This is a genomic window from Arcicella lustrica (assembly GCF_034930985.1).
Lineage (GTDB): Bacteria > Bacteroidota > Bacteroidia > Cytophagales > Spirosomataceae > Arcicella > Arcicella lustrica.
On the sequence record NZ_JAYGIM010000023.1, the window covers coordinates 26815 to 41919 of the forward strand.

Annotated in this window: 15 protein-coding genes; 9 read left to right on the top strand and 6 right to left on the bottom strand. The window is 34.9% G+C overall.

Going from position 1 to position 15105, the window contains the following annotated elements; genetic code table 11:
* Window positions 1–11 precede the first annotated feature (11 nt).
* A complete protein-coding gene (locus tag VB798_RS23330; protein ID WP_323689651.1) occupies window positions 12–1202 on the bottom strand; it encodes a molybdopterin molybdotransferase MoeA in 1191 nt (396 codons plus the stop codon).
* 150 nt (window positions 1203–1352) lie between these two features.
* Between VB798_RS23330 and moaC the strand changes: the two genes are divergently transcribed.
* From moaC to miaA, 3 genes are all read left to right on the top strand, one after another.
* Window positions 1353–1823: a cyclic pyranopterin monophosphate synthase MoaC gene (gene moaC, locus VB798_RS23335; RefSeq protein ID WP_323689652.1), complete on the top strand. Its 471-nt coding sequence runs from the start codon at window positions 1353–1355 to the stop codon at window positions 1821–1823.
* Between the two features lie 65 nt (window positions 1824–1888).
* Complete coding sequence (locus VB798_RS23340; RefSeq protein ID WP_323689653.1) at window positions 1889–2533, top strand: NTP transferase domain-containing protein; 645 nt, start codon at window positions 1889–1891, stop codon at window positions 2531–2533.
* A gap of 145 nt (window positions 2534–2678) precedes the next feature.
* Complete coding sequence (gene miaA / locus VB798_RS23345; protein ID WP_323689654.1) at window positions 2679–3626, top strand: tRNA (adenosine(37)-N6)-dimethylallyltransferase MiaA; 948 nt, start codon at window positions 2679–2681, stop codon at window positions 3624–3626.
* Window positions 3627–3738: 112 nt separating this feature from the next.
* On the opposite strand, the gene VB798_RS23350 is transcribed toward miaA, so the two are convergent.
* Window positions 3739–3972 (bottom strand): hypothetical protein, encoded by a 234-nt coding sequence (locus VB798_RS23350; protein ID WP_323689655.1) that lies wholly within the window; start codon window positions 3970–3972, stop codon window positions 3739–3741.
* A 470-nt stretch (window positions 3973–4442) separates the two neighbouring features.
* On the opposite strand from VB798_RS23350, the gene amaB reads away from it, so the two are divergent.
* The 6 genes from amaB (at window position 4443) to VB798_RS23380 (ending at window position 11314) form a co-directional block, all read left to right on the top strand.
* Complete coding sequence (amaB, locus tag VB798_RS23355; protein ID WP_323689656.1) at window positions 4443–5969, top strand: L-piperidine-6-carboxylate dehydrogenase; 1527 nt, start codon at window positions 4443–4445, stop codon at window positions 5967–5969.
* Between the two features lie 146 nt (window positions 5970–6115).
* Window positions 6116–7036, top strand: coding sequence for a DUF1338 domain-containing protein (locus tag VB798_RS23360; protein ID WP_323689657.1), 921 nt, complete (start codon window positions 6116–6118; stop codon window positions 7034–7036).
* A 173-nt stretch (window positions 7037–7209) separates the two neighbouring features.
* Window positions 7210–8265 (top strand): saccharopine dehydrogenase family protein, encoded by a 1056-nt coding sequence (locus VB798_RS23365; RefSeq protein ID WP_323689658.1) that lies wholly within the window; start codon window positions 7210–7212, stop codon window positions 8263–8265.
* Between the two features lie 232 nt (window positions 8266–8497).
* Complete coding sequence (locus VB798_RS23370; protein ID WP_323689659.1) at window positions 8498–9088, top strand: RNA polymerase sigma factor; 591 nt, start codon at window positions 8498–8500, stop codon at window positions 9086–9088.
* Window positions 9089–9167: 79 nt separating this feature from the next.
* Window positions 9168–9881 carry a hypothetical protein gene (locus VB798_RS23375; RefSeq protein ID WP_323689660.1) on the top strand — a complete coding sequence of 238 codons (714 nt, stop codon included), beginning with the start codon at window positions 9168–9170 and terminating at the stop codon, window positions 9879–9881.
* Window positions 9882–9979: 98 nt separating this feature from the next.
* Window positions 9980–11314 carry a S8 family peptidase gene (locus tag VB798_RS23380; protein ID WP_323689661.1) on the top strand — a complete coding sequence of 445 codons (1335 nt, stop codon included), beginning with the start codon at window positions 9980–9982 and terminating at the stop codon, window positions 11312–11314.
* A gap of 52 nt (window positions 11315–11366) precedes the next feature.
* On the opposite strand, the gene VB798_RS23385 is transcribed toward VB798_RS23380, so the two are convergent.
* From VB798_RS23385 to VB798_RS23400, 4 genes are all read right to left on the bottom strand, one after another.
* Window positions 11367–11897, bottom strand: a complete 531-nt coding sequence (locus VB798_RS23385; protein ID WP_323689662.1) for a DUF4269 domain-containing protein — start codon at window positions 11895–11897, stop codon at window positions 11367–11369.
* Between the two features lies 1 nt (window position 11898).
* A complete protein-coding gene (locus tag VB798_RS23390; RefSeq protein WP_323689663.1) occupies window positions 11899–12738 on the bottom strand; it encodes a maleylpyruvate isomerase N-terminal domain-containing protein in 840 nt (279 codons plus the stop codon).
* Between the two features lie 108 nt (window positions 12739–12846).
* The gene (gene nagB / locus VB798_RS23395; RefSeq protein WP_323689664.1) at window positions 12847–14748 is read right to left on the bottom strand and encodes a glucosamine-6-phosphate deaminase; all 1902 of its coding nucleotides are present in this window, start codon (window positions 14746–14748) and stop codon (window positions 12847–12849) included.
* 83 nt (window positions 14749–14831) lie between these two features.
* Window positions 14832–15038, bottom strand: coding sequence for a helix-turn-helix transcriptional regulator (locus VB798_RS23400; RefSeq protein ID WP_323296909.1), 207 nt, complete (start codon window positions 15036–15038; stop codon window positions 14832–14834).
* Window positions 15039–15105 lie beyond the last annotated feature (67 nt).

Sequence of the window (15105 nt, forward strand, 5' to 3'; positions counted from 1 at the left end):
AAAGCTAATCGCTATCTAAACCTTACAAATCCAAATATTTCACCTGCTTTAAAAACTTGTTTTTCAGCAGGTAATTCTACAAAACCATCACAATCTGTCAGATTGGCAAAATCTGCTGAGCCACTTCCTAAGAAAGGTTTAGCCATCATTTTTCCAGCTTCAAAATAGGTTTTTACGGGTACGAAGTAGGTTAAATCAGGCTTGAAAATAATTTCCTTGTCTAAAATTACTTCTTCATGTTTAATCTCTGAATTTAACGTAGGTAAAACATATTTGCAGAAACATAAAAAAGTAGAAACAGGATTTCCGGGTAAAGCAAAGATGATTTTTCCTGCTTTTGTTTTGCCAAACCACATCGGTTTTCCTGGTTTTTGGGCTACTTTATGAAAGAGTTTTTCTAATCCTAAATCTGTTAAAATAGCAGGTACAAAATCTTTTTTCCCTGCTGAAACTCCACCGCTCAATAGTAAAATATCGTATGATTCAATGATTTCTTTGAGCTTTTGGTAGAGTACTTTTTCTTCATCAATCAAATGAAAAGTAGTAGCTGCAACACCAATTTGCTGTAAAGCTGCCGCCAACATATAAGCGTTTGAAGTACGAATCTGATACGCTAATGGTGTTTCTTCAATATCAACCAATTCATCACCCGTAGAAATAAGTGCTATTTTGGGCGTATTTTGTACCTTAACAATACTTTTGCCGACCGTTGCCATTACGGCAATTTCAGCAGGACTAATTTTGATGCCTTTTTGCAATAAAACTTCTTCAGCTTTTCGGTCTGAGCCTTGTAGATGTACATTTTGCCCTTTTTTAATTTCTTCGTTTGGAATGCTAATGCAAGCAAATTTTACTTTACCATCTTGCTGAATGTTGAAATCTTCATAACGGAGTACGGTATCACAACCCAAAGGTAAAATTGCTCCTGTCATTACTTCTATGCCTTTGCTGATATCTTGCAAAGTCTTTTGAGCTTCGCCAGCAAACTGAATATTTTCAATAGCAATTTTTTGTAAGTCTACTTCATCAAAACAAAAAGCTAGGCCGTCCATCGCTACTCTGTTGAAAGGAGGAAAATCTCGGTCGGCATAAATGTTTTCTGCTAAAATTCTACCGACAGACGACAATAGTGGAACTTCCGAAACTGTTGTTTCATGTTGGTTGGCTAATACAATTTTTAGAGCTTCTTCTACTGAAATCATAAGAATAGTTGGATTGTTAGCCAAAACTCAATTTCGGCTAAACGTAGGGAATCAAGATTAGATATTTACCTTTGTGCAAAAATAAACAGGATTCCTTTGGGAATCGTTGATTCTTTAGATTTTGTTAAAACGGATTTTGACGATAGTGATATGAAAACCTTTACACATTTAGATTCCGATAATCAGCCTTCGATGGTGGATGTTTCTGAAAAAGCGATTACCAAACGTACTGCCATTGCCCAAAGTATTGTGGTATTGACGGACGAAATCATGGCGAATTTTCAGGATGGTGACCTTAAAACCAAGAAAGGTTCTGTGATTCAAACGGCAATTATTGCCGGAACGATGGGTGCAAAAAAGACTTCTGATTTGATTCCTCTTTGCCATCCATTGGGTTTGGATTCTTGTAAGTTTTCAACTGAAATTTCTGGAAATGAAGTGATTATTACTTGTACTTGCTCGCTTACGGCAAAAACTGGCGTAGAAATGGAGGCTTTGACTGGTGCAAGTATTGCTGCTTTGACGATTTATGATATGTGTAAAGCTTTTTCGCATGACATCATCATTAAAGAAACAAAACTGATTTCAAAAACTGGAGGGAAAAGTGATTATAAGCTGTGAGCTTTCAGCTTTCGGTCATCGGATTTTCAGTTTTTTAGTAATGAAGTATTTAAGTAGAATTAGAAATGAATAAAAATTTAAGCCATAATGATTATCTGTTAGCTAAAAGCTCATACCCGAAATCTGACGACCGACATCCGACATCCGACATCCCAAAACCCAAAGGATTAATTCTTTCTGGAGGAATGAGTACTCGGATGGGAACGGAGAAGCGTTTATTGAATTATCATGGGAAGAGTCAGGAACAGTATCTTTATGAGCTAATGAAACCTTTTTGTGATGAAGTATTTGTATCAATCAATGCCAATCAGCAAACGAAATTACCTTATATTCAAGATGTTGAGCTTGCAGTGAAAAGTCCGATTGTGGGAATCTTTTCCGCTTTTCAACAATTTCCTGATTCTGCTTGGCTGATAATTGCTTGCGATATGCCTTTGGTGAGTCAAGAAACGATTGAGTTTTTGCTTAAAAATAGAAATCCAGAAAAGTACGCCACTGCTTTTGAAAATCCAGAAGAACAATTTCCTGAACCTTTACTTACAATTTTTGAAGCTAGATTTTACGAGCCTTTACAAGTATTTATTCAGCAAGAAAAAAAATCCACAATGCGACTTTTACAAAGTTTAGACATAGAATTACTTCAAATTCCAGATGCTAAAATGTTGAAGAATGTTAATACTACGGAAGAGTTTGACAGCTTTCAGCGATGAGATTTTGGATTTCGGATGTCAGATTTCGGCAATCAGCAAAACAAAATATTTTTCAACCTTAAAATATAAATTCATTCTTCATTTATAAACCATACTTTAAAACTCAAGACTGAAAGCTCACGGCTCGTAGCTAAATAAAAATATTATGTCCGAAATCCGAAACCCGAAATCCGAAATCCGAAATTCAAGTAAAACTCTCATCATCATCGTCGGTCCAACGGCTGTTGGGAAAACAGATTTGTGTGTAAAACTTGCCAAATTGCTTGATACAGAAGTTGTTTCAGCAGATTCTCGCCAATTTTATCGTGAACTTGCCATCGGAACAGCCAAGCCTACTGAGGAGGAAATGGATGGAGTACCGCATCATTTTGTCAATTCACATTCTATTCATGATTATTATTCGGTTGGTGATTTTGAGCGTGATTGCTTAAAGGTTTTAGAAGAAATTTTTACTAGAAAAGATACTGCAATTCTAACAGGTGGTTCGGGAATGTTTATCAAAATGATAACTGATGGCATCGACGAAATGCCAGAAGCCGATTTAGTTTTGCGTCAACAATTGGCTGAACGCTTTGAAAAAGAAGGTTTGAGCCAATTAAAAGAGGAATTAAGAGTACTAGACCCTGTTTACTTTGAACAAGTAGATGACCAAAATACACAAAGAGTATTGCGTGCTTTGGAAGTTTGTATATCAACTGGTAAACCTTTTTCAAGTTTCAGAAAAAATCAGAAGGTCGAACGACCTTTTAAAATGCTAAAAATTGCTTTGGAACGCCCACGAGAAGAACTTTATGCAAGAATTGATACTCGTATGGATTTGATGTTGGAAGGAGGTTTGGAAGCCGAAGCAAAAGCAGTAATGGAGTACCGTGAACATTATGCTTTGAAAACTGTTGGTTATCGAGAAATTTACGAGCATCTTGATGGAAATTATGATCGTGAAGAAATGGTGAGATTATTGAAAAGAAATTCAAGAAGATATGCCAAACGCCAAATGACTTGGTTTAAAAATCAAGATGAATTTCATTGGTTTGATGCCAAAAATGTAACAGAAATCACAGATTTTATTACAAACGAGTTAAAACAAATGTAGCGAAACCTAAAAGGCTTCGCTACAAATCATCCTTAAACCAAAACTAAATAGATAATGTGTTCTAAAAATGCCAATCAAGGCAAATTCGACCAAAGGTCGAGTAAGATTATTGTTATTCTTCACGCTTAAAAGCTTGAAGTAAAATTCTGCTTCCGATACTTAATAAACGACTTTCCTTATTCAATATTGTTTTTTTCTGAATATCAGGAACAATATTTTTTGATTTCATTTCTTTTCTTTCAACCTTCTTTCCCGACAACAAATTATGTGGAAATCCAATGGCTAATGCGTTATTAGACAAAGTGATACCCGTAAATAATGTAAGAGCAATTGTAAAAGATTTCATCTTTATGATTCGTTTTAAATGTTCTATGTATATGTCGTAGGAGTGGTTCTTTTATTACAATACAAAGTTAAGTGTTTTGTTAGGTACTATGCAATACACAATACCATAAATTTTGTTAAAATCTGTACAAGTGGTTAAGAAAAAGGATGAATGGATTTAGGTTTGTCTATAAGATGTCAGAAAAGTATAAAACGTTGCAAGCGAAATATTTTTTTTGAAAAAATTTCAGTATTTTATTTCTCATAAAAATACTACAATCCCTAATTTTAGCATAGCCTAAAATTTTTTAGCCTTAAAATAGTAATATTTCTGTTGCTTGTTTACGTATATTGTTAAGAGTTTAAATGCTTGCAAATTAGAATAATTGAGCATAGATTTCGGAAAAATCAATATTTGTTAATATTCTGTGCTAAGAAGCCCATTCTTAGAAAAATTAAATAAATCAACACAAAAAGTTGAGCTTTTTCGTCATGCAAACTATTTTAGAAAAATTAAACATTAAATCTGTCAATTTCGGAACGAGTACAGGCTTAAATGCTTGGTCATCTGGAGAAGAATTACTCGCTTCGTTTTCGCCTGTAGATAATCAATTGATTGCAGAGGTGACAAAAACTACTTTTCAAGATTACCAACAAGTTGTTGAAAAGGCAAATGATGCTTTTAAAACTTGGAGAAACATTCCTGCACCAAGGCGTGGAGAAATTGTTAGACAAATGGGTATGGCTTTTCGGGAGTATAAGTCTGAACTTGGTAAATTAGTTTCTTATGAAATGGGAAAAAGTTTACAAGAAGGTTTAGGAGAAGTACAAGAAATAATTGACATCTGTGATTTTGCCGTAGGTTTATCTCGCCAATTGTATGGATTAACGATGCACTCCGAACGTCCAGCGCACAGAATGTATGAACAATATCATCCTTTAGGAATCGTTGGGATTATTTCAGCTTTTAATTTTCCTGTAGCCGTTTGGTCTTGGAATGCTATGCTCGCTTGGGTTTGTGGCGATGTTTGTATCTGGAAACCTTCAGAAAAAACACCATTGACTGCTATCGCTTGTCAGCATATTATTACTTCGGTACTAAAGGAAAATGATATTCCTGAAGGGGTATCAAATATTATTACTGGCGATTATCAAGTAGGAGAGTGGCTTACTTCAGATACCAGAGTACCTTTGATTTCAGCCACAGGTTCAACCCGAATGGGAAAAATTGTTGGAGCGACCGTCGCTGCTAGAATGGGGAAAAGCTTATTAGAATTAGGCGGAAATAATGCCATTATCATCACAGAAAATGCAGATTTAAATATTGCTATTCCTGCTGTTGTTTTTGGTGCAGTTGGCACTGCTGGTCAGCGTTGTACTTCTACCAGAAGATTAATAATTCATGAGTCGATTTACGAATCAGTAAAAGAACGTTTAATAAAAGCATATCAACAATTACGCATTGGTAATCCTTTAGATGAAAATAATCATGTCGGCCCATTAATTGATACGAAAGCCGTTGAAGCATATACTAAAGCTGTTGAGGCGGTATATCAAGAAGGTGGAAAAATGTTAGTTGATGCAGAAGTACTTTCTGGAGAAGGGTATGAATCTGGTTGTTATGTAAAGCCATGTATTGCTGAAGTAAAGCCCGATTTCAGGATTGTAAAGCATGAAACTTTCGCTCCAATTTTGTACCTTATGTCTTATTCAACCATTGAAGAAGCAATTGATATTCAGAATGATGTACCACAAGGCTTGTCGTCTTCAATCTTTACTTTGAATATGCGAGAAGCAGAAATGTTTTTATCAGTCAATGGCTCAGATTGTGGCATTGCTAGTGTAAATATTGGTACTTCTGGTGCAGAAATCGGCGGAGCTTTTGGTGGAGAAAAAGAAACAGGTGGCGGAAGAGAATCTGGCTCTGATGCTTGGAAAGCTTACATGAGAAGACAAACAAATACCATCAATTACGGAAAAGAATTGCCTTTGGCACAAGGAATAAAATTTAATTTATAGAATAGATTATTGAGTGAGTTGTGAGTTAGTGAATTGAGAATTGTGAGTTCAATGATAAATTAAATAATAGAGTTACAAAAAATCACTCAATCACTCAATCACTCATTCACAACTCACTTAATCACAACTAAAAAACATTTATAATTATGAAAACGCAAGAAACAATCACTAAATCTCTCATGGAAAAGCTCTGGGAGGGCTATTGCCAAAGAGTAAAATATGCGCAACAATATGCAGATTTGGTGTTATCAAAAGGTGGAAATGTGGTGAATGACCATTGTGCTTTCCGTACTTTCAACACATTAACGGGTAAGCAGCCAGCGGGTATTCCAGCTATTTCAGAAATACTTGAAGCCTTGGGTTATGAAAAAATATCACCATACTCTTTTCCTTCAAAACACTTAAATTCATTTCATTATCAACATCCTACCAATATTAATTTTCCGAAATTTTTTGTAACACAATTAGAAGTAACTGAACTTTCAGAAGCAACACAAGTTTTGATTAATGAAGCTGTGAAAGATGCTCCAGATTTGTTAGCTGGCGAAGCCCGTCAATTATTAGCTTCTCTAAAACATAATAAAGAATTGATTACGGCAGAAGCCGATCGTTTGGTGGAAGCATTAGTGAAATACTTTGCTCGTCCTTGGTCGCCTGTTAAAAAGGAAACGATTTTGGTGGTCAATCAAGAATCTCAATTTGCTGCTTGGACGCTCTTGCATGGTAATTCTGTTAACCATTTTACGGCTTATATTAATTATCAAAATGTACCAGAATGGGATGGAATTGAAGGCACAATGGCTGCTTTGGAAAGTATTGGTGTACCAATAAAACCTGCGATTGAAGGTGAGAAAGGAAGTAAACTCCGCCAAAGTTCAACGCAAGCGATTGATGAAGATTGCCCAGTGATTGAAGCTGACGGAAGCTTGGGAACACTTAATTGGTCTTATGCTTATTATGAATTAGCAGAAAGAGGATACCTTGAAACGGATGGAAAAAAAGTTTGGTTTGATGGTTTTTTAGGCGAACAAGCAACAAATCTTTTTGAAATGACTAAAAGAAATTAGGAGTTTGTGTTTTGGATTTCGGATTTCAGTAATCGGATTTCAGCATTTTCGAACGAGTTTAGTAAGCTTGTTATGCAATCAAAACTCGACACTTCACAACAAGTAAATTTCATTTCTCAAAAACTATCAGCTTTTAGCCTTGCCTAAAAGCTGATAGCTAATCGAATAAAATCATGAAAAATATATTAGTAATTGGGATGGGCAAAGTCGGCTCATTGGTTGGAATTCTATTGTCCAAACGTTTTGAAGTAAAGGGTTTAGATAAGAATTTTCCTTCATCAGAAGTACCTTTTGAAGTAATCAAAGGTGATGTTACAGACTTAACTTTTCTGGAAAATTTGATTCCAACATTTGATGCTATCGTTTCTTGTATGCCCTATAATTTGAATTTAAAGATTGCTCAAACGGCTCATAAAAATGGGAAACATTATTTCGATTTAACCGAAGATGTACCAACGACAAGTGCTATCCGAAAAATGGCAGAAGAAGAAAGTTCAGCAGTTTTAGCTCCACAATGTGGCTTGGCTCCCGGTTTGATAGGAATTGTTGGAGCAGATTTAGCGAAACGTTTTACCAAGCTTCGAGATATTGAATTAAGAGTAGGCGCACTGCCAAAATACCCCAATGGGCTTCTGGGATACTCTTTTACGTGGTCGCCAGCGGGTGTGATTAATGAGTATATCAACGATTGTGAAGTAATTCATAATGGAAGATTGAAATTAGTATCGGCTTTGGATGGTTTAGAAACCATCAATATTGAAGGAAATGAATTCGAAGCTTTTAGTACTTCTGGAGGCTTAGGAACAATGTGCGAAACCTTCGAAGGGAAAGTAGATACATTGAATTATAAAACAATTCGCTATCCTGGCCATGGAAAATTAATGAAGTTTTTACTCTATGAATTAATCTTGAAAAATCGCAGAGAATTACTAGAAGAAATTCTTACAGAAGCGAAACCGCCAGTGCAAGAAGACGTTGTTTACGTATATGCTGTAGTGGAAGGTTGGAAAAATGGCGTTATTGAAAGAGAAGAATTTTACAAAGCTTACTCACCAATTTTGATTGATGGAAAACATTGGCGAGCAATTTCATGGACAACGGCGGCTTCAATTGTGAGTGTTATTGAAATGGTAGCAGACAAAAAACTACCGCAAAAAGGATTTATCAAACAAGAAGATATTGACTTTAATGATTTTTTAACGACAACTACAGGAAAGTTTTTTAGATAAAATACTATTTTTAAATTCTTGGTTTTCAATTGGCTATTAAATGTTTTTATTTAGCCAATTGAAAACTTTTTCTATTTTTGTGGAAAGACAGATTCAAATATTGGTTTTTGCCCTTTTGTATGAAAATACATCTTCAGAAAAGAAGTATAAAAATATTAGTTTATTGATAATACTTCTTAACACCTCCTCCAAACAAAAACTACTTAAAATTGCTTAAATAACATTTATCGAAATGATTTTTTTTACTCGTGGAATAGTATCGGATGATGAGATTTTGTCAGGAATTTTAGGAGATTCAGTGCTGAAAAGAGCGACTGAAAATAAGCTGTACGAACAATTCGCTTATTTGATTAAAGATGCTACGTTTAAACATCAACTTTCTGAGGATGATGCAGCTAGTTTATACTCTGATACCATTCTTGTTGTTATCGAAAATATCTTAAATAAACGCTTTGAAGGTAAATCTTCCTTAAAAACATATCTTTTTCAAATTTTTTCTAATAAATGTGTTGACTTCTTACGAAAAGCTTCGACTAACAAGATGAGCGTCTATAAAACAGAATCAATTGATGATTTATTAGTCGCTGTGCCAGATGAAACCAAGAGTATTTTACAAAAATTGGTGTCTGAAAACGAAGTAAATATTCTAAGAACCAAGATTAAACAAATAGGAGAGAAGTGTCAACAAATGATGATGGCTTGGAGTGAAGGTTTAGCAGATGAAAAAATAGCCTTTGAAATGGGTTATCAGTCTGCTGGTGTCGTGAAAACGAGCCGTTTGAGATGTTTAGAAAAATTAAAAGCATTGTACAAACAATTTTAAAAAATGTAAATTTTTGATACTTGTCTCCAAATCGAAAGAATACGTTCTGTTTCTATTAATCAATTAAAAAATTAAGAAAATGTTAGAAAGAATTGAATCATATTTTAATCATACTTTAAGCAATGAGGAACGTCAATTGTTTGAAACACAATTGGCAACTGACGAAACTTTGGCAAACGAAGTAGCATTTTACTTGAACACTAAAATTGCTGCTCGTGAAAATGCTAAAGAAAAGAGAAAGCAGGAATTTGAAGAATTGAGAAAAAAGCTAGTAAAAAACAATAAAATTCGTTTGAACGGATGGATTACTGGTATTGCTGCGTCTGTACTTATTGCTTTTGTTACTTGGATTTTTGTTCAAAAGAATGGCGTAAATGCTGATGAAATCGCCGATGTATATATCCAAGAGCATTTTGAGAATTTGCCTGTAAAAATGGATGGCAGCACAGATAGTTTACAAATGGGTTTGAGATTTTTCAATCAAAAATCATACAAGGATGCTCAATCTATTTTTGATAAAATGTTAGAAAGAAAACCAGATGGTGCAGAAGTTTTAAAAGTATCGGGAATTACGGCGTTCAAATTAGGAGATTATCCAAAAGCTGTAATTCGTTTTCATGAATTAGGAAAACAAGAAAATTTGTTTGCCAATCCGGGGAAATTCTATGAAGCTTTAGCATTAATGAAAATAAAACCTTTGAATAAAAAAGCTGTAGAGAAATTACTCAATGAAGTGATTAATAATGATTTAGAAGGAAAATCGACTGCTATTGAAATGCTTAAACAATTATAAATGCCTCAATTTTAACTTAACATTCAATCACTATGAGAAGATCTCTATTATTACTTCTACTCTCCATTTTTCTATTGGTTGGCCTTTTTTTTTACTTTATGGGTTTTAAACCTAGTAGTGCTAGGAAAGAAATCGTTGCACCAATTAAAACTAAAATTGATTCCCTGATTCAAGCGAAGCCAGATGTGTTTCCCTACTCTTATGTAGAAGGTACTGGTTATGTTTTGAAGGATAAGCAAGTAGTGTATTTTGGTAAATCGGACACTACCGAAGCTAGACGACAAGAAGTAATTGCTGAGTTCCAAAAAGAATTAGAGGCTTACTGGAAATGGGAAATTCTATTCGGTAATAAAAGTCTTGTAGCTGATTCAAGTGCTGTTGCTTCGTCAGAAGAAACGCCTGGGATTACAGATAGAGTTGGGCAACTTTTCGATGTTACTGATTTAATTAAAGTTGAAATCGATACTGTTAATAATTGTAAATGTGATAAAAACTTTATTCTACTTACTGGAAAAGATTTACACTTGATTAATACGATTCCTAATCCAGATGGAGGAGGAATTGGAAGCGGACCACCACCACATGATATTGTGCCAATTCCAAGTACTGGAAGTGTTCCGCTTGATTCTGTATCGTTTTTAGTGAATGCTAAAGGAGCAAATCAAACGACCGTACCAAATAGTGCGAATGGAAAGATTTTAGTGGGAATTATTGATACTGGTTTTAATGCAGAGGGTTTTAATAACGGTTATTTCACAACAGGTTTGGATTATAATTTCTTGAACAATACCAATCAAATTCAAGATAATAACTCAGAAATTCATGGTACTAAGGTATCAAGAATCATCATTCAAAATGCTCCTAAAAATGATCAAATTCAATTAGTTGGCTTAAAGACTTTTGATGAAAATTATGCAGGAGATTTATATCACAATGTTTGTGCGTTGATTTATGCACATAAAAATAACATCAATATCGTCAATGCGAGCTGGGGTACTTATTTGAAACAATCAGATGCTGTTTTTTCAGCTGTATTGAAAGATTTACAAAATGCTGGTATGGTTTTAATTTGTTCAGCAGGAAATGATAATCTGGATATTGATGATGAGAAATACTGGCCAGCTTGTTATGCAAGTAATGATACTTTAGGAACCAATGTAATTTCTGTAACCAGTAAAAGTGGTACAATTTGTCAGAATCAATCGAAATCAGGAAAGAACATCAATTTTACTGTAAAAGCTGATGAAAATTGTAAACATAATGTTCCTAACAGCTTGGCACAAAGTGGTTCATCTTTTGCAGCGCCTTATGTAACTTCTGAAGTAATAAAATATTTTTTAACTAAACCTGCTAGCTTTAATAAGACAACTTTCACTAACACCTTAACTGCAACGCCACCCGCCAGTGGTATTTCTGTCTATCAAAATCCATAAAATTTGATAGATATTACATAGTCTGATTATCTTTTTCGGAAGATATATCAGACTATTTTTTATAATTTACTTTCAGCAATTCTAAGTAGGGGTCGCCTTTTAGCCCTAATAATTGAGCAAAAGCGGGTTCGGTTTTAATTCCTTCTTTTTTCAAAGCAATTACTTTTTCTTTGGACTTTTCACCATAATGCTCTAAGATTTGATGTTCAATGATTAAATGTTTGTAAGCGAACTGCTCTTTTGGATGTAGGTTTTGCCCGAAAATCTCAATTTCAAAATCTTCAATCTTGAAATTTGCGATGACTGAATCCTGACCATGAATTTCACGAGACCAACACTTAAAATCTGTGAAATGACTGAAATGTGTTGTCAAAAAATCTATGAAATGTTGTTTCTCTGACCATTCGCAAATAATATCCAAATCGCTTGTTTCAATATCTATTTCAATCGGAATTGTTCCTACTAAAATAGGATTGAATGTTGCTAATGTTTCAAAAATTGCATAATCACTCAATATTTGAAATGCTTTTTGCTGTTTCTCATTACCATCTTTCAGGTAATCTATCGTGTCAAAATGTGTCATTTTATGCCATTACTGCTAGCATATCAAGTATTTTTTCGCCAAATAATTGGTTTCCTTTAATACTTATCTGTTTGGTAGCTCTTTGTTTATTGATTCCTTTTGTAAAAATTCGCCAAGCAATTTCTCCTTCTATCGTCACTTCGGTAACAGGTTTTTGAGAAGGGTTTGGAACTAAATGCCATTGTTTACCATCAAATTCAATAAACCAGTCTCCACCGCCATCACCGCTGACACTAAATTTTATTACCTCTCCTTTGGATGCTTCTACATTTCTATAATGATGAGGTAAAGCTCGCATGGATGTTTCTAAATATGGAAAGTAAAATTCTTGGCTATAAAGCTCAGCCGTTTGCCCAACTGCAAACCTAATTTGTTGTTGATGATGCCATTTTTCTGTGTATTCTCTTGCGATATGAAACCAATTTGACGATTGTTCTTCGCCTGCCCAAGCAACTGAAAATGTTGCTGCTTCGAAAGGTTCAAGTGTTTTTAGGTATTCGCAATATTCTTTTCCAGTTGAAGCAAGTAATTCAATAATGATTTTTGGGCTTACTCTTTTCATCGCAGCGACCCAATCATGATTTAGTTTATTGAGATAATCCAGTAAATCTTGATATGAATTAATGCTTTCAGGAATTACGCCAAAATATTGGTCTCTCAGCATTGATAATGCCCTGATATTTCCATCTAATAAATGCACTGCAATATCTTTTACTCGCCAAAGCGGGGCGATACTTTGCTTTTCCCAATCTTGTGGAGAAAGTGATTGGAGAACTTCGATTAACTTTTCATCAAGTTTTGGTAAAAGGTCAACCGTGAAAATTGGCTTTGTTTCTGTCATGGTTTAGTTTTTAGATTTTCAATTTAATCAAATTTATTGAGGCTTCGATATAAAAATAAAAAGGTTGACAAAATGAATTTGCCAACCTTTTACTGATGAATTGTAATATTAAATCTTCCATCTTACGAAAGCTTCCATTGCTTCGTATTCTGCTAAACCAAGTTTATTATAAAGTTTGGCTGTGTTACTGTTTCTATCTTCAGCACGTTGCCAGAACTCACGGTCGTCAGAACCTTGGAAAGGAACGCCATCTTTTTGTGATTGGTGTTTGAAAATACCATAACGTTTCTTCAATACTTGGTCGGGCGACATCGGTACAGCCATTTCGATTTGGTCGATATCCCATTCTTGCCAAGCACCTTTATACAACCAAATCCAACAATTGTTCATGTACTCACGATGTTTTAATTTTTGTGCTGCTTGAATGATAGCGTCCAAACATACTTTGTGCGTTCCGTGTGGGTCTGCCAAATCGCCAGCGGCATAGATTTGATGTGGTTGAATTTCTTCGATTAAATTCAACACAATTTCTACGTCTGCTTCACCAATTGGGTTTTTCTGAACAGTACCTGTTTCATAAAAAGGCATATCCAAGAAGTGAATGTTTTCTTTTTTGATACCTACGTAACGACAAGTATTTTTGGCTTCACCTCTACGAATCAAGCCTTTAATATATCGTACTTCTGGCGTATCAATTTCTGAATCTTTTTTTGCTTTTAAGAATTTAGCTGCTTCACGATAAATACGGTTTGCTTTTGCATTATTTGCTTCAAATCTTTCATTGAAGTCAACTACAAATTCTGCAAAACGCAAGGCTTCATCATCGGCAACGGCAATATTTCCAGAAGTTTGGTAGGCAACGTGTACATCATGACCTTGGTCGTGTAAACGTTGGAAAGTACCACCCATTGAAATAATATCGTCGTCTGGATGTGGACTGAAAATAATTACTTTCTTTCTAGCTGGATATGCACGTTCTGGTCGGTTAGAATCATCCGCATTTGGTTTTCCACCCGGCCAGCCAGTAATACTATGTTGTAAATAATTGAAAACTTCAATATTAATATCGTAAGCTTGTCCGTATAAAGCCAATAAATCAGAAAGACCATTTTCGTTATAATCTGAATTGGTCAATTTTAAAACAGGCTTGTTCACCGTCAATGCTAAATGTATAACGGCTTTTTTGATCATTGGTCTATCCCAATTCACAGCATCCACCATCCAAGGCGTTCTCATTCTTGTCAATTGCGAAGCTGCCGAAGTATCAATAACGAAAGAGGCGTTTTCGTGTAATTGTAAATAAGAAGCTGGAACATCTGAGCTTACAGAACCTTCAACAGCACGGGCAACGTTGGTAGCTTTGTGTTCACCCCAAGCCAATAGAACTACACGTTTGGCTTCCATGATTTTTTGGACGCCCATTGTGATGGCTTTCTTTGATACTTTGGCTAAACCACCAAAATCACCAGCGGCATCAATTTGGGTCGTTAAATCAAGCGTCATCAAACGAGTTCTTGAGTTAATCAATGAACCGGGTTCGTTAAAACCGATGTGACCGTTTCTACCAATTCCCAATAATTGGAAGTCTAAACCGCCATAACGTTCAATTTGTGCTTCGTAATCTTTACAAAATTCTCCTAATTTTTCAAGAGGCAAAGTCCCGTCTGGTAAATGCCAGTTACCTGAAGGAATATCAACATGGTCAAAAAGTTGTTCACGCATGAAACGTACATAACTCTGCACAGAATCTGGTTGCATCGGATAGTACTCGTCAAGGTTATAAGTAACTACGTTTTGGAAACTTAAACCTTCTTCACGGTGCATTCTGATAAGCTCCGCATATACTTTTTTAGGAGAAGAACCCGTTGCTAAACCTAAAACTGCGGGTTTACCTTCAATACTTTTTTGACGAATAATGCCAGCGATTTCATGAGCAATTGCCCGAGACGCAGCATCTGAATCAGCATAAATAATAGTCGGAATACGTTCGTAACTAATGGCTTGTTCCATGTTAAATCAATTTGAAAATTAGAAAGATTGTATGATATTTTATGGCTTGTTTCGTGTTTAAAACACAAATAATAATGATATTCTTATTCCTTCTTGCTAACTACAATTACCTCTAATCCTAGATTATCTAGGATTTTATTAAGTGTTTTTATTGAAGGGTTAGCCTTACCTAATTCGATAGAGTGAATGGTTTTGATAGCAACATCACTTTTTTCACTGAGGTTTTCTTGGCTAAGGGAAAGAGTATTACGTCTTTCACGGATAACACTGCCTAATTGTTCGAGATTCATATTTCAGAATTATTTTACTGATATTTTTGCAAATATACAATTATTATTTGAAATTAAAATTATTATT